Below are 16,173 nucleotides of genomic sequence, written 5' to 3'. Positions count from 1 at the left end.
CAGACAAGCAATTTTTCCTTTAACCAACAGGAATTTGCTATGTCTACAGAACCAACCTCGTCTACAGAAGCGCGTGTTTTCGCACAAACGGCGGCGGCCGGTCGTCGTGAACAACGCGCGGCGGCCCAGCAGTTTATCGACACACTGCGCGGCACAAACTTTCCCAATTCACAGCGTATTTATCTGACCGGATCTCGCCCGGACATTCGCGTACCGATGCGGGAAATCCAGCTAAGCCCGACGCTGACAGGCGGCAGCCGCGACAACCCGCACCATGAGCCCAACGAAGCCGTGCCGGTGTATGACACCGCCGGGCCCTATGGCGACCCGGCCACCGGAATTGATGTCCATCGCGGCCTGCACCGCCTGCGGGCCGGCTGGATTGCCGAACGCGGCGACACCGAAACATTAGCGCAAGCCAGCTCCGGCTTTACCCAGCAACGGCTGGCCGACATCGGCATTGAACATCTGCGTTTTGAACACCTGCCGCAACCGCTGCGCGCCAAAACCGGTTGCCGCGTCACCCAACTGCACTACGCGCGGCGCGGTATTATCACGCCGGAAATGGAGTTTATCGCCATCCGTGAAAATATGGGGCGCGAACGTATTCGCAGCGCCGTGCTGCGCCAGCAGCATCCCGGCCACCACTTTGGCGCTCGCTTGCCAGAGAACATCACGCCAGCGTTCGTGCGCGAGGAAGTGGCGGCCGGCGGCGCGATTATTCCGGCTAACATCAATCACCCGGAATCGGAGCCGATGATTATCGGCCGCAATTTTCTGGTCAAAGTGAACGCCAATATCGGTAACTCTTCGGTCAGTTCCTCGATTGAGGAAGAAGTGGAAAAACTGGTCTGGGCGACACGCTGGGGCGCAGACACGGTGATGGATCTCTCGACCGGGCGTTATATCCACGAAACCCGCGAATGGATCTTGCGCAACAGCCCGGTGCCTATCGGCACGGTGCCGATTTATCAGGCACTGGAAAAGGTCAACGGCATCGCGGAAAACCTGAGCTGGGAACTGTTCCGCGACACCCTGCTGGAGCAGGCCGAACAAGGGGTAGACTACTTCACCATTCACGCCGGTGTGTTGCTGCGTTACGTACCGATGACCGCCAAACGCCTGACCGGCATTGTCTCGCGCGGCGGCTCCATCATGGCGAAATGGTGCCTGTCGCACCATCAGGAGAACTTCCTCTACCAGCATTTCCGTGAAATTTGCGAAATCTGTGCCGCCTATGACGTCGCGCTGTCGCTGGGTGATGGCCTGCGCCCCGGCTCGATTCAGGATGCCAACGACGACGCACAGTTTGCCGAGCTGCACACGCTGGGTGAACTGACCAAAATCGCCTGGGAATACGATGTGCAGGTGATGATAGAAGGCCCCGGCCATGTGCCGATGCAGATGATCCAGCGCAACATGACCGAGGAGCTGGAGCACTGCCACGAAGCGCCGTTTTACACCCTCGGCCCGCTTACCACGGATATCGCGCCCGGTTATGACCATTTCACCTCCGGCATTGGCGCGGCGATGATAGGCTGGTTTGGCTGCGCCATGCTGTGTTATGTCACGCCGAAAGAGCATCTGGGGCTGCCAAACAAAAACGACGTCAAACAAGGGCTTATCACCTACAAGATTGCCGCCCATGCCGCTGATTTAGCCAAAGGCCACCCCGGTGCGCAAATCCGCGATAACGCCATGTCCAAGGCGCGCTTTGAATTCCGCTGGGAAGACCAGTTTAATCTGGCGCTCGACCCGGAAACCGCCCGTGCCTACCACGATGAAACCCTGCCGCAGGAATCCGGCAAGGTGGCGCATTTCTGCTCGATGTGCGGGCCGAAATTCTGCTCCATGAAAATAACGCAGGAAGTGCGCGACTACGCCGCCCGTCAGGAAGCGCAACCGATAGACGCCGGCATGGCAAACATGTCCGCCGAATTCCGCGCCCGCGGTAGCGAGCTGTACCACACCGCTACCAGCCTGCCGCAGGAGGAGCGCTGATGAGCCGCGCGTTTCCCGCCACCGATGCCCGACTGGGGCTTTATCCGGTGGTCGATAGCGTAGCGTGGATTGAACGCCTGCTGGATGCGGGCGTTCGCACTCTCCAGTTGCGTATCAAAGACCAGCCGGCAGAGCAGGCCGAGCCTGACATTATCCGGGCGATTGCCCTTGGCCGCCGGTATCAGGCCCGGCTGTTTATCAATGATTACTGGCAACTGGCCGTCAGGCATCAGGCATACGGCGTACACCTGGGTCAGGAGGATCTTGATACCGCCGATCTGGAGGCGATTCACGCCGCCGGGCTACGTCTGGGCGTATCAACCCATGACGATACTGAGCTGGCGCGTGCTATCGCCATCCAGCCCTCGTACATCGCGCTCGGCCACATCTTTCCCACCCAAACCAAAGCGATGCCATCAGCACCACAAGGGCTGGCTGCGCTGGCGCGGCAGGTACAGCAACTGGCGGGGCGTATTCCCTGCGTCGCTATCGGCGGCATCAGCCTTGCGCGAGTGCCCGAGGTGCTGGCAAGCGGTGTGGGCAGCATCGCCGTGGTCAGCGCCATCACACAGGCCGCGGACTGGCGTGCCGCCACCGCGACATTGCTTCACCTGATTGAAGGCAAGGGGGCAGACTATGCTCGATGACAAGGCCTTTATGCGCTATAGCCGCCATCTGTTACTGGAAGATATCGGTCAGGACGGGCAGCAGAAGCTGGCGGCTGCCCGTGTGCTGTTGGTCGGGCTGGGCGGGCTGGGTTCACCAGCCGCGCTCTATCTGGCCGCCGCTGGCGTTGGCACGCTCACGCTTGCCGACCACGACACGCTGCACCTCTCTAATCTGCAACGCCAAATTCTCTATCGCAGCGCTGACGTGGATAGCCCCAAAGCGCTGCTGGCCCATCATGCGCTGCAAGCCCTTAATCCGTTGGTGACAACCCTCGCGCTGACCACCCGGCTTGAAGGCGAATCGCTGGCCACCGCGGTGGCGCAAGTCGATTTGGTGCTGGATTGCTGCGACAACATGGCCACCCGCCATGCGGTTAACGCCGCCTGTGTCGCCGCGCAAAAACCGCTCATCAGCGCCAGCGCCGTAGGGTTTAGCGGCCAGTTGCTGGTGTTGACGCCGCCGTTTCGGCACGGCTGCTACGCCTGCCTCTACCCGCAGGCCGACGAACCGCAGCGCAACTGCCGCACCGCGGGCGTGCTCGGCCCGGTCGTCGGCGTGATGGGCACGCTACAGGCGCTGGAGGCCATCAAGTTACTGTGCGGCCTCCCCTCGCCGCTGGACGGCAAACTGCGGCTGTTCGAGGCACGTCAGCAGCAGTGGCACACGCTGCAATTAACGCGCACCCCGGCGTGCCCGGTCTGCGGAGGCGCACATGCACATTCGGCTTAATGACGATGCCATGACGTTGCCAGACGGCCTTACCGTGCAACAGTTGCTTGAGCGGCTTAACCGGCTACAGCCGGGCACCGCACTGGCTATCCATCACACCATTATTCCCCGTGCTGACTGGGTTCATCACCCGGTGCAGGACGGCGATGACATTTTGCTGTTCCAGGCGATTGCAGGAGGCTGACATGCTACAGATTGCCGATACCCCATTTACCTCACGGCTGTTTACCGGCACCGGAAAATTCGCCAATGCATCGCTGATGCAAGAAGCTCTGCGCGCCAGCGGCACGCAACTGGTGACGATGGCGATGAAACGGGTGGATTTAACAGGCGGCCGCGATGCCATTCTGGCCCCGCTGCGTGAGCTCGGCGTGCGCTTACTGCCAAATACCTCAGGGGCGAAAACCGCTGATGAAGCGCTCTTCGCCGCCCGGCTGGCGCGCGAGGCGCTCGGCACGTCGTGGATAAAACTGGAAATCCACCCGGACATGAAATACCTGCTGCCCGATGCCGTCGAAACCCTGAAAGCGGCGGAACAACTGGTGAAAGAGGGCTTCGTGGTGCTGCCCTATTGCAGCGCCGATCCGGTGCTGTGCAAGCGGCTTGAAGAAGCAGGCTGCGCCGCCGTGATGCCGCTGGGTGCGCCGATTGGCTCGAATCAGGGGCTGCAAACGCGGGATTTTCTGCGCATTATTATCGAGCAGGCGCGGGTGCCGGTGGTGGTGGATGCCGGTATCGGCGCGCCCAGCCACGCGGCGCACGCGCTGGAGCTGGGGGCGGATGCGGTACTGGTCAACACCGCTATCGCCGTGGCGCGCGACCCGGTGCAGATGGCGCACGCCTTCCGGCTGGCGGTGGAGGCCGGTGCGCTGGCACAACACGCGGGGCTGGGCCAACGCCAGCGCATCGCCAGCGCCACCAGCCCGCTGACCGGCTTTCTGCATCGCACGGAGGCCGTCAACTGATGAGCATTCACTCTCAGCCATCGTTTGAACAGCACTGGCAACAGCTGGAATGGCACGACCTGACGCTACGCATCAACAGCAAAACCGACGCCGACGTAGAGCGGGCATTATGTGCGGATCGACTCACGCGTGAAGATATGATGGCGCTGCTGTCACCCGCTGCCGGTCGCTGGCTGGAACCGCTGGCGCAGCGGGCGCAGCAACTGACGCGCCAGCGCTTTGGCAACACCGTCAGCTTCTATGTGCCGCTGTATCTTTCCAACCTGTGCGCCAACGATTGCACTTACTGTGGCTTCTCGATGAGCAACCACCTTAAGCGCAAAACGCTCAACCAACAGGAGGTGTTACGCGAGTGCGAGGCCATCAAAGCCCTGGGGTTTGACAGCCTGTTGCTGGTGACCGGCGAACACCAGCGCAAAGTCGGCATGGACTATTTCCGCCAGATGCTGCCGCTGATCCGCCCGCACTTCAGTGCGCTGATGATGGAGGTGCAACCGCTGTCACAGGCCGATTACGCCGAGCTGAAAACCCTGGGGCTTGATGGCGTGATGGTGTATCAGGAAACCTATCACTCACCCACTTACGCCCGCCACCACCTGCGCGGCCATAAACAGGATTTCGCCTGGCGGCTGGCAACACCGGACAGACTGGGGCAGGCAGGTATCGACAAAATCGGGCTGGGGGCGCTTATCGGCTTATCGGATAGCTGGCGCACCGACTGTTATATGCTGGCCGAGCACCTGCTCTACTTACAGCAAACCTACTGGCAGAGCCGTTATTCGGTGTCGTTTCCGCGCCTGCGCCCGTGTGCTGGCGGCATCGAACCCGCCTCGCTGATGGATGAAGCGCAACTGATGCAGGTCATCTGCGCCTTTCGGCTGCTGGCACCAGACGTCGAGCTGTCGCTCTCTACCCGTGAATCCCCCCATTTCCGCGACCACATGATCCCGATTGCCATCAACAATGTCAGCGCCTTTTCCAAAACTCAGCCGGGCGGTTACGCTGACGCCCGCCCGGAGCTGGAGCAATTCACCCCGCACGATGAACGCACCCCGCACGCGGTGGCGCAGGCGCTCAGTCAGTCCGGGCTGCAACCGGTGTGGAAAGACTGGGATACCTATCTGGGCAGAACAGCGACCTGAAAGGCTGACCGCCACGTTCGTTGACCCCAAACACCAGGCAGCATGAATGCGCGCCTGGTGTGCGCTCAGCGCTTAACCTCCCCGCCAGCAGGTTCAATGTGTTCCACGTTTGCCGAGATTTGCCGTTCAACCGCTGCGCCAATGGCCGCCACCGCTTGTTCAATGGCCGGTGTCATGGGCATGGAATAACTCAGGCGTAAACAGTGGCGATACTTGCCGGAGGCACAAAACAGCGACCCTTCCGCCACATAGATATTATGTGCTTTCATCTGCTGGCAAAGGGCAACGGCGTCAAAAGCAGGCGGCATTTCCACCCATAACACAAAGCCGCCCTGCGGCCGGCTGACGCAAATCGTTTCGGGAAAGTAGCGCCGTACCCAGTCTGAAAGCAGCGCCAGATTGCGCTGATACAACATACGCATACGACGCACATGCGGCGGGTAGTAACCCTGTGCAATGAATTCTGCCACCGCAAGCTGGGTGCACAACACGCTTGAGCCGGTACTGGTGTATTTCATGTGCAACACCCGGTCAAGATAGCGCCCCGGCACCACCCAGCCGACGCGTAAACCGGGTGCCAGCGTTTTGGAAAATGAACTGCACAGCAACACCCGCCCATCCCGATCGGCTGATTTCAAAGAGGCCGGACGCGGGTATTCATAGGCCAGCTCGCCATACACATCATCTTCAATAATGGCGATGTCATAGCGCTGTGCCAGCGTTAACAGCGCGCGTTTACGCGCAGACGGCATCATAAAACCAAGCGGGTTATTGCAGTGCGGGACGGTGATCAACGCTTTGACCGGCCATTGCTCCAGCACCAGTTCCAGTGCTTCCAGGCTCAGCCCGGTGGTAAAATCCGTCGGTATCTCAATGACTTTAATATTTAACCCACACAGTATTTGCAAAATACCGTGAAAGACCGGTGACTCAACCGCAATGATGTCGCCCGGCTGGGCAACGGCCCGCACCGCGACGGACAGCGCTTCGGTGCACCCCGTCGTCACCACAATGTCATCCGCCTGAAGTTGACAGCCGCTATCAACCATCAGGCGGGCGATTTGCTCACGCAGTGGCACTAAGCCTGCCAGGTTGTCGTAACTTAGTGCAGCCTCTTGCTGCTTCTGGCCAATGCGCTGCAACTGTTTCCACAGCGGCTTGAGCGTGCTTTGTGTGAGATCCGGCGAACTGCCGCCTAAGGAAAGTACGTCCGGGTCCTGCCGGGCGCTGACCAGTTCCAGCACCGCCCCCCATTTCTTCACCTCAACCGGTCGTTGCACCGGGCGGGTCATGGAGGGTATCGGCGGCTCGGCTTTACGCGCACGCACAAAATAGCCCGATCGCGGCAATGGCACGATCAGTTGCTGCTGCTCCAGCCGATAATAAGCTTGCTGTACGGTACTGATGCTAACGCCATGTTCCTGGCTGAGTGTACGCACCGAAGGCAAGCGCTCGCCGCCACGATACAACCCTTGCTCAATTCTCTGCGCCAGCAAGTCAGCCAAGTGCTGATATCGCGTCATCGCCTGTTATCTCCGTGAATGCTCTGCCCTTTCATTATGGCAACGTTGCGCCACAGCATGACCATACAGCTCGCCCATAAAATCAGCATTCAGATCGCAAAAGCCGGGTTATGTATCATAAATAAATCCAATTGCTGCCTCTAAAACCATACAGATTTCTCAGCCATGCTATCGACATGGATCAGTTGAGGAGAATGTTATGCCCACCCACATTGCGACAACCATCACCTCTTTTTTCGCACCTGTCCGCTTTTTATTACGACATAGCTACCAAGGCTTGCAACGCTGGCATGAACGAAAACAGACACGAAAAATATTAAGTGAACTTACCGATCATCAACTTAACGATATTGGGTTAACGCGCGGGAGCATCTCATCACTTTACCCAACATCCGCAGGCAGGAGTGTGACGACGCATGCATCAAACGCCAGCCACACCCGTCTTCCCGCTTTAAACCACAAAGCAGGCAAGCAGAACAGGGACAGATAGCCACAAAAAAACGCCCTCAGGCTCACTATCTGTATCGAGTAAATATCAATTTTTTGTCTGCGTATCATAACAGGTAAAAACAGAGATAACGCACACTGACACCCTGCGAGGATGCCATATGACACCACCATGCTCTCAGCCCGGCAGAAAACCGGGACGATTACAACGGGTACAGCAATGCTGGCAGCGCTGGCGTCAGCGGGTACAAGCGCGGAAAATATTGCAACGCCTGAACAACAACCAACTGGACGATATCGGCCTGACGCGTCATGACGTGGATTCATTTCGCTGACCGTATCACCCCACGCAGAGAAAGGGTTAAACCGGGTGGAAAAAACTGGCGAGGCACATCGCAAAAAAATGTCATCGGGACATCAGTCCGGCGATAAATTGCGTACCGCTACGCAGCGTGAGACGCAGCTTGTCGCACGCACCTCCATCGGGCATTACAGTAGCGGGGCTGATACAGCCGGAGCCAGGGCTTTCCATCGGCTCCGCCACCACCCGGCCAGCATGGACGCAAAAAGGCGTGCTGACTGTCCCCTCGTGTCGGGCTACTCGGTTGGGTAGCCCGGCATCGCCCACACGGACGGCCAGTCTTTTCTCCTGGCACAGATATTGGAAAATCGATAGTCCACTGGCTGGAAAGTGCTACCATCAAACATCCATCTCGCGCTTTCACCAAAATTACAGACCGTGTTCCCTTGAACTGTATGAGACAATATTCCAGTTTTCTCGTCATACTCAACATTCATAAGTGTCGTAGCCGTGTCCGCCATGTTAACCAGCGCATTTTTGTCCCAGTCAAAAATCAGTAGCGTTAACAAGCTGGCTGCCTGTGGGCGAAGTTGTGAGGTAATGAAGAGCTCATTACTGATCTGGATTGCCCCAGGAGGGCATGTAAAGATCACTAACGCCAACTCGCGGGTTAATGCGATGGCTCTTGGATTTGCAGTTATGTTTTTATCGCGTTGATCACAATGTGCATTTTCTAGTTTATCCTTCCGCGCCTCGCCGACCGCAGCCGCCAATGCGACCGCATCACTCAGCGGTGATGGCTGACGATAGGTAATGTCAACCTGTTGCCCGGTAGGCACTGGCGGGACCTGCGAAACCTCGCCTTCACCGACATTCAGCAACGCACTGCGGTTCTTTAACCGGCCTTGCCGCTCATCCGCCAGTAGCAGCGCCGCACTCAGGCCATTTAGCGACACCACATCTCCATCCTCAACTTCCTGAGTAGTGGGCTGTTCAACCAACGCCAATTGCTGCGCGTTTCTCGCCGCCTGAATAAACCGTTGAATTACCTCTAACCTGGTGGTGTAACGATAGAACTTGCCATCACTATCGGATTCGTTATCAATCTGCCAGTCGGCGGCATCAAGCGGAAACGGCGTGCCGTCCAGATAGACGGCCTGCTGATCGGGTTTTAACAGGATGGACAGGGAAATCTTTCCTGAAGCACCTGCATCACGCTTGAGGATCACATATTGATAACCGTCTCTCTCAGCGTAATTATTGAGCTGACAGGTATTCAAGTTGTTACACGTCACTTGCCAATCTTTAAATTCTTTCTGTACCGGAACAGGATACCCTAGAATTTTAGCCTCTGCTGCGCATGCGCTACCAGATGACCTGCTCCCCATTGATTAACACACGACGATGTTAGTAATGTCTTCATCAGCAACATGAGGACAACCCCATGAAGAAGCGTTTTTCCGACGAACAGATCATCAATATTCTTCGCGAAGCCGAGGCGGGTGTTTCCGCCCGCGAACTTTGCCGTAAGTACGCCATCTCCGACGCCACGTTTTATACGTGGCGTAAGAAGTTTGGTGGCATGGACGTACCTGAAGTAAAAAGGCTTAAGTCACTTGAAGAAGAGAACGCCCGCCTCAAGAAGCTGCTCGCCGAAGCCATGCTGGATAAAGAGGCACTACAGGTGGCTTTGGGCCGAAAGTACTGACGACAGACCAGAAGCGGGAAGCCGTGACAGTGATGTGCAAAGCGACAGGTCTGTCGCAACGGCGTGCCTGCAGGCTGACAGGTTTGTCCCTGTCGACCTGCCGTTATGATGCGCACCGCCCGGCTACTGATGCGTATCTGTCTGCACGTATCACCGAACTGGCAATGGAACGCCGACGTTTCGGTTACCGGCGTATCTGGCAGCTTCTGCGTCGTGAAGGCCTTTGCGTTAACCACAAACGGGTCTACCGCATCTATCATCTCAATGGCCTGGGCGTAAAACGCAGACAGCGCCGTAAGGGTCTGGCGACTGAGCGGCTTCCGCTTCTTCGCCCGGATGCGCCGAACCTGACATGGTCGATGGATTTTGTCATGGATGCACTTGCCAGCGGCCGCCGGATTAAGTGCCTGACTTGTGTGGATGATTTCACGAAGGAGTGTCTGACGATCACTGCTGCTTTCGGTATTTCAGGCGTTCAGGTCACGCGTATTCTGGACAGCATCGCGCTCTTTCGTGGCTATCCGGCGACAATAAGAACCGATCAGGGCCCGGAATTTACCTGCCGTGCGCTCGATCAATGGGCCTTTGAGCATGGTGTGGAGTTGCGACTTATCCAGCCAGGTAAGCCAACGCAGAACGGATTTATTGAGAGTTTCAACGGTCGCTTTCGGGATGAATGCCTGAATGAACACTGGTTCAGCGATATTCTTCATGCCCGGAAAATCATTAATGACTGGCGGCAGGACTATAACGAGTCCAGACCTCATTCATCGCTGAATTACCAGACGCCGTCTGAATTTGCAGCAAGCTGGAGAAATGGAAAATTAGAAGGTAAACAAACCGATATTACTAACTGATCGTTGTATCTAATACTGGGGGCAGGTCACAGACAGCAACGACAGCACCACACCCCAAAACAGGCTTTTCAAAAATTGCATATCCATATCCCTTCAAATCACGGCTCCACTACTCGCAAAACGTGATGATCCTTTAAGAGGTAGATAACGATAGGAAAAAAGGGGCTACATAAAAAATAGCCCACAACAACATCGTGTCGGGCTACTCGGTCGGGTAGCCCGGCATCGCCCAGACCGAAGGCCAATCTCCCGGTTGCCCACCGTTACATTCTGGTTGATAGTTATAGGCGACCAGTTGAAAAGTCTTACCATCAAATACCCACTGCCCGCTCTCGCCGCAGTCAGCAATGCCACGGCCTTTCACCGAGTGATATAACATGCCGCTTTCCGGGTCATAATCGGCTTCGGTAAACCAGCGAATCTTCTCTTCACGGCTGTTCAACGGGCGGATAGGCCTGGTCAGCTCCAGCAATTGCGCGGCCTGCGGGTTATTACGCGGCGTAATAAACAGCAGGCTGGAGGATTGATACGCGCCCACGCCACAGTTGAGCATCACCAGCGCCAGATCATGCGTCAGCGGCTCGGCTTCGCTTAACTGGCGGGCTTCTTTGCTCAACCCGCAATCTTCCTCTTCCAGCAGCGTTTTTTTCGCCTTGATCACCGCATTAATCAAGGCCTTACCATTGGTTAACGGTGGCGGCTGGGTATAGGCGGGGTGAATCTCTTGTCCTATCGGCGCGGCGGGAACCTGTGATACATCGCCATTGCCCACTTTCAGCAACGCACTGCGGTTATCCAGCCGCCCTTGCCGCTCATCCACCAGCAGCAGCGCCGCATTGAGTCCATTAAGCGAAATTGACTCATCCTGATTACTTCCTTGTGCGCTCGCCTCGGAGAGCGTCAAACGCCTGGCATTTTTCGCCGCCTGCACAAATTGCTGGATGACATCCAGTTGCTCGGTATGAACATAGAATGCGCCTTCTTCTTCATCCGTCTGCCAGGCGGGTTGAGCAAGGGCAAAACGCGCGCCGTCGAGATACAACGCCTGGCGCTTATCCGCCAGATCAAAATCCAGCGAGATCTTCCCCTGCGCACCGGCCTCACGCTTGAGCGTCACGCGCAGGTAGGGGTCATTATTCCTGATGTCACAATCATTGAGGTTATTGCAGGTCACTTGCCAGTGTCTGAACACTTTCTGCACCGGTGCAGGATAACCCGCAGACATTTCACCCGTACTGAACGCACTCGCGGACAGTAACGCCAGAACGATGCCTGAAAGCGTGATGTTAAATCGCATCGGACATTCCTTATAAGACACCCATGCTGATGTTATAGCGCAATTATATCACCTGCCCGTATCTAAATTTCATATCACCAGGGCGCATCAGCAAAGACACCCCCTCTTCTTTTTAAACCGTTACTGGCATCAAAGAAAGACAAGGAAGTGAAATAAGAAGATAAAAAAAACCGCACCCTGAATAAGGCGCGGTTTCTTTATTTATAGCCTGTTACGTTACTGCCTGTAGCAGACATGAGACGAACGATTACTCGTCGTCGCTACCACCCAGACCGGCATTCAACAGTTCTGCCAGGTTGGCGGAGGCTTCTTCAGCACTCACCTGCGGTGTCGGCTGAACTTCGCCTGCCTGACGGCGACGCATGCGATCCTGATGATACGCATAGCCCGTACCGGCCGGGATCAGACGACCGACGATGACGTTCTCTTTCAGGCCACGCAGTTCATCACGTTTACCGGCAACCGCGGCTTCCGTCAACACGCGTGTCGTTTCCTGGAACGATGCCGCAGAGATGAAGGATTCGGTCGCCAGAGACGCCTTGGTGATACCCAGCAGATCGCGGCTGAAGGTCGCCGAAATCTTACCGTTCGCTTCCAACTGACGGTTTGCTATCTTGATGCGTGACATCTCGACCTGCTCACCTTCCAGGAACTCGGAACTGCCTGGGTTAACGATGGTGCCTTTACGCAACATCTGACGAACGATAACTTCGATGTGTTTATCGTTAATCTTAACGCCCTGCAAGCGGTAAACTTCCTGCACTTCGTTGGTGATGTAACGCGTTACCGCGTGTACGCCACGCAAGCGCAGAATGTCATGCGGAGATTCTGGTCCGTCGGAAATCACGTCACCGCGCTCCACGCGTTCGCCTTCGAACACGTTAAGCTGACGCCATTTCGGGATCATCTCTTCGTATGGATCGCTGCCATCAACCGGCGTAATCACCAGACGACGCTTACCTTTGGTTTCTTTACCGAACGACACCACGCCGCTGATTTCAGCGAGGATTGCCGGCTCTTTCGGACGACGGGCTTCAAACAGGTCAGCAACGCGCGGCAGACCACCGGTGATGTCCTTGGTACCGCCGGATTCCTGCGGAATACGCGCCAGAGTGTCACCCGCACCGATCTGAGAACCGTCTTCCAGCTGAACAATCGCTTTGCCCGGCAGGAAGTACTGTGCCGGCATGTCGGTGCCCGGGATCAGTACGTCATTGCCGTTGGCGTCAACGATTTTCAGCGCCGGACGCAGGTCTTTACCGCCACCGGTACGTTCTGCACTGTCCAGAACCACGATGGAAGACAGGCCGGTCAGTTCGTCGGTCTGACGCGTAATCGTCTGGCCGTCGATCATGTCGGTAAAGCGAATGCTACCGCCCACTTCGGTGATAACCGGCATGGTATGCGGATCCCAGTTCGCGACAGTTTCACCGCCCGCGACATCGTCACCGTTACCTTTCGCCATCACCGCACCGTAAGGCACTTTATAGCTTTCTTTGGTACGACCGAATTCGTCGATCAGTTTCAGCTCGGTGTTACGCGAGGTGATAACCAGCTTACCGGCGTTGTTCATTACGAACTTGGCATTGCTCAGTCGCAACGTACCCTTGTTTTTCACCTGAATGCTGGACTCGGCTGCCGCACGCGATGCCGCACCACCGATGTGGAACGTACGCATCGTCAGCTGGGTACCCGGTTCACCGATGGACTGTGCCGCGATAACCCCGATAGCTTCACCTTTGTTGATGATGTGGCCACGCGCCAGGTCACGACCGTAGCACTTGGCGCACACACCGAAGTCGGTTTCACAACCAACCACGGAGCGCACTTTCACGGCATCAACCGAGTTTTCTTCTAACAGGTCACACCATTTCTCGTTCAGCAGCGTATTGCGCGGAACCAGAATGTCAGCCGTACCCGGTTTCAGCACGTCTTCTGCCGTTACACGGCCCAGTACGCGCTCACGCAGCGGCTCTTTGACGTCGCCGCCTTCGATAACCGGCGTCATCATGATGCCTTCGTGGGTGCCGCAATCGTCCTCGGTGACAACCAGGTCCTGCGCCACGTCAACCAGACGACGGGTCAGATAACCGGAGTTCGCGGTTTTCAGTGCGGTATCCGCCAGACCTTTACGCGCACCGTGCGTCGAGATGAAGTACTGGAGTACGTTCAGACCTTCACGGAAGTTCGCGGTGATTGGCGTTTCGATGATGGAGCCATCCGGCTTCGCCATCAGACCACGCATCCCCGCCAGCTGACGAATCTGTGCCGCAGAACCACGCGCACCGGAGTCAGCCATCATAAAGATGCTGTTAAAGGAAACCTGTCTCTCTTCTTCGCCGTTACGGTTGATAACGGTTTCGGTAGAGAGGTTTTCCATCATCGCCTTCGCTACGCGCTCATTCGCCGCAGCCCAGATATCGATGACTTTGTTATAACGCTCGCCCGCTGTCACCAGACCAGACTGGAACTGCTCCTGGATTTCGGCCACTTCGGCTTCGGCTTCGCTGATGATTTCCACTTTCTTCGCCGGGATCACCATGTCGTCGATACCAACGGAAGAACCGGAACGCGCCGCGTAAGCAAAACCGGTGTACATGATCTGGTCGGCGAAAATAACCGTCGGTTTCAGACCCAGCACGCGATAGCAGGTGTTCAGCATCTTGGAGATCGCTTTCTTACCCAGCGCCTGGTTGACGATGGAGTAAGGCAGACCTTTCGGCACGATCATCCACAGAATGGCACGACCGACAGTGGTGTCGATCAGGCTGGTTTTCGCCGCCCACTCACCCTGTGGATTTTTTTCGTGCTCGGTGATACGCACTTTGACACGCGCATGCAGTGACGCCAGACCGGCACGATAAATACGCTCGGCTTCTTTCGGCCCGGTCAGTACCATGCCTTCGCCTTTGGCGTTAACACAGTCGCGGGTCATGTAGTACAGGCCCAACACCACGTCCTGAGACGGAACGATGATAGGCTCGCCGTTCGCCGGAGACAGGATGTTGTTGGTAGACATCATCAGCGCACGCGCTTCGAGCTGGGCTTCCAGCGTCAACGGTACGTGAACCGCCATCTGGTCACCGTCGAAGTCGGCGTTATAGGCCGCACACACCAGCGGGTGCAACTGAATCGCTTTACCTTCGATCAGAACCGGTTCGAACGCCTGAATACCCAAACGGTGCAGCGTCGGCGCACGGTTCAGCAGAACCGGGTGCTCGCGGATAACTTCATCGAGGATATCCCACACGACCGCTTCTTCACGCTCAACCATTTTCTTGGCGGCTTTGATGGTGGTCGCAAGGCCACGCAGTTCCAGCTTGCCGTAGATGAACGGTTTGAACAGTTCCAGCGCCATTTTCTTCGGCAGACCGCACTGATGCAGACGCAGGTACGGGCCTACGGTGATAACGGAACGACCGGAGTAGTCCACGCGCTTACCGAGCAGGTTCTGACGGAAACGACCCTGCTTACCTTTGATCATATCGGCCAAAGATTTCAGCGGACGCTTGTTGGAACCGGTGATGGCACGACCGCGACGGCCGTTATCCAACAGCGCATCGACCGCTTCCTGCAACATACGTTTTTCGTTACGTACGATGATATCGGGTGCCGCCAGATCCAGCAGACGTTTCAAACGGTTGTTACGGTTGATCACGCGGCGATACAGATCGTTCAGATCGGAGGTCGCAAAACGGCCACCGTCCAGCGGCACCAGCGGACGCAAGTCCGGCGGCAGCACCGGCAGCACGGTCAGGATCATCCACTCCGGCTTGTTGCCAGACTGCACGAACGCTTCCAGCAGCTTGATGCGCTTGGTCAGTTTCTTGCGTTTGGTCTCGGAGTTGGTTTCGTTCAGCTCTTCGCGCAGCTGTTCGCATTCCTGCTCCAGATCCATTCCTTTGAGCAACGCCTGGATAGCTTCAGCACCCATTTTGGCGTCGAATTCGTCACCGAACTCTTCCAGCGCGTCCAGGTACTGTTCTTCCGTCAGGATCTGACGGCGTTCCAGGTTGGTCATCCCGCCTTCAACCACGACATAAGATTCGAAGTACAGCACACGTTCGATATCACGCAGCGGCATATCCAGCAGCAGGCCGATACGAGACGGCAGGGACTTCAAAAACCAGATGTGGGCAGTCGGAGACGCCAGCTCGATGTGGCCCATGCGCTCACGACGCACTTTGGTCTGGGTCACTTCAACGCCGCACTTCTCACAAATCACGCCACGGTGTTTCAGGCGCTTGTACTTACCGCACAAGCACTCATAATCTTTTACCGGCCCAAAAATACGGGCGCAGAACAGGCCGTCACGTTCTGGTTTGAACGTACGGTAGTTGATGGTTTCTGGCTTTTTCACTTCACCAAAAGACCACGAACGAATCATGTCTGGCGAGGCCAGCGCAATTTTGATCGCATCAAACTCTTCGGTCTTAGTTTGCGCTTTCAGAAACTTTAATAAGTCTTTCACGGATTGGCTCCTGTCGGAGTTAGACCTGTCAGGCACCTGAACCTGTCTTTAACAACACGGTTC

Annotated in this window: 13 protein-coding genes; 9 read left to right on the top strand and 4 right to left on the bottom strand. The window is 56.6% G+C overall.

Annotated elements, in window-relative coordinates; all coding sequences use genetic code 11:
• Positions 1-39 precede the first annotated feature (39 nt).
• From thiC to thiH, 6 genes are read left to right on the top strand one after another with little or no spacing between them, the layout of a single operon-like run.
• Complete coding sequence (gene thiC, locus DAQ1742_RS01425) at positions 40-2,001, top strand: phosphomethylpyrimidine synthase ThiC (protein WP_232046574.1); 1,962 nt, start codon at positions 40-42, stop codon at positions 1,999-2,001.
• Positions 2,001-2,648 carry a thiamine phosphate synthase gene (gene thiE, locus DAQ1742_RS01420; RefSeq protein WP_035339323.1) on the top strand — a complete coding sequence of 216 codons (648 nt, stop codon included), beginning with the start codon at positions 2,001-2,003 and terminating at the stop codon, positions 2,646-2,648. The genes thiC and thiE overlap by 1 nt, the downstream gene beginning before the upstream one ends.
• Positions 2,638-3,399 (top strand): HesA/MoeB/ThiF family protein, encoded by a 762-nt coding sequence (locus DAQ1742_RS01415; protein WP_035339321.1) that lies wholly within the window; start codon positions 2,638-2,640, stop codon positions 3,397-3,399. Before thiE ends, DAQ1742_RS01415 begins: the two co-directional genes overlap by 11 nt.
• Entirely contained in the window at positions 3,383-3,583 is a 201-nt protein-coding gene (thiS, locus tag DAQ1742_RS01410) for a sulfur carrier protein ThiS (RefSeq protein ID WP_035339319.1), read from the top strand. The genes DAQ1742_RS01415 and thiS overlap by 17 nt, the downstream gene beginning before the upstream one ends.
• 1 nt (position 3,584) lies before the next feature.
• Positions 3,585-4,364 carry a thiazole synthase gene (locus tag DAQ1742_RS01405; protein WP_035339317.1) on the top strand — a complete coding sequence of 260 codons (780 nt, stop codon included), beginning with the start codon at positions 3,585-3,587 and terminating at the stop codon, positions 4,362-4,364.
• Positions 4,364-5,506, top strand: a complete 1,143-nt coding sequence (gene thiH / locus DAQ1742_RS01400) for a 2-iminoacetate synthase ThiH (RefSeq protein WP_035339315.1) — start codon at positions 4,364-4,366, stop codon at positions 5,504-5,506. Before DAQ1742_RS01405 ends, thiH begins: the two co-directional genes overlap by 1 nt.
• A 65-nt stretch (positions 5,507-5,571) precedes the next feature.
• Here the strand turns inward: thiH and DAQ1742_RS01395 are convergent, their stop codons facing one another.
• Positions 5,572-7,029 (bottom strand): aminotransferase-like domain-containing protein, encoded by a 1,458-nt coding sequence (locus DAQ1742_RS01395; protein WP_035339313.1) that lies wholly within the window; start codon positions 7,027-7,029, stop codon positions 5,572-5,574.
• Between the two features lie 199 nt (positions 7,030-7,228).
• Here DAQ1742_RS01395 and DAQ1742_RS01390 point away from each other — a divergent pair, with 199 nt between their 5' ends.
• On the top strand, positions 7,229-7,519 hold the full coding sequence (locus tag DAQ1742_RS01390) for a DUF1127 domain-containing protein (RefSeq protein WP_035339311.1): 291 nt from the start codon (positions 7,229-7,231) through the stop codon (positions 7,517-7,519).
• A gap of 118 nt (positions 7,520-7,637) precedes the next feature.
• A complete protein-coding gene (locus tag DAQ1742_RS01385; RefSeq protein WP_083960965.1) occupies positions 7,638-7,811 on the top strand; it encodes a DUF1127 domain-containing protein in 174 nt (57 codons plus the stop codon).
• Between the two features lie 262 nt (positions 7,812-8,073).
• Here DAQ1742_RS01385 and DAQ1742_RS01380 read toward each other — a convergent pair whose 3' ends face one another.
• Positions 8,074-9,165: a DUF1176 domain-containing protein gene (locus DAQ1742_RS01380; protein ID WP_180706213.1), complete on the bottom strand. Its 1,092-nt coding sequence runs from the start codon at positions 9,163-9,165 to the stop codon at positions 8,074-8,076.
• Between the two features lie 56 nt (positions 9,166-9,221).
• On the opposite strand from DAQ1742_RS01380, the gene DAQ1742_RS01375 reads away from it, so the two are divergent.
• Positions 9,222-10,342, top strand: a protein-coding gene (locus DAQ1742_RS01375; protein ID WP_180706169.1) for an IS3 family transposase whose coding sequence is annotated in 2 segments (ribosomal slippage) — positions 9,222-9,480 and positions 9,480-10,342 — 1,122 coding nt in all. Because the reading frame shifts where the segments join, the coding sequence is not laid out codon by codon here.
• Positions 10,343-10,544: 202 nt separating this feature from the next.
• Here DAQ1742_RS01375 and DAQ1742_RS01370 read toward each other — a convergent pair.
• Positions 10,545-11,639, bottom strand: a complete 1,095-nt coding sequence (locus DAQ1742_RS01370) for a DUF1176 domain-containing protein (RefSeq protein WP_035339307.1) — start codon at positions 11,637-11,639, stop codon at positions 10,545-10,547.
• 247 nt (positions 11,640-11,886) lie between these two features.
• Positions 11,887-16,110 (bottom strand): DNA-directed RNA polymerase subunit beta', encoded by a 4,224-nt coding sequence (rpoC, locus tag DAQ1742_RS01365; protein ID WP_035339305.1) that lies wholly within the window; start codon positions 16,108-16,110, stop codon positions 11,887-11,889.
• Between the last annotated feature and the right edge of the window lie 63 nt (positions 16,111-16,173).

Source organism: Dickeya aquatica (genome assembly GCF_900095885.1).
GTDB lineage: Bacteria > Pseudomonadota > Gammaproteobacteria > Enterobacterales > Enterobacteriaceae > Dickeya > Dickeya aquatica.
This window is presented reverse-complemented; position numbering and strand designations above follow the sequence as displayed.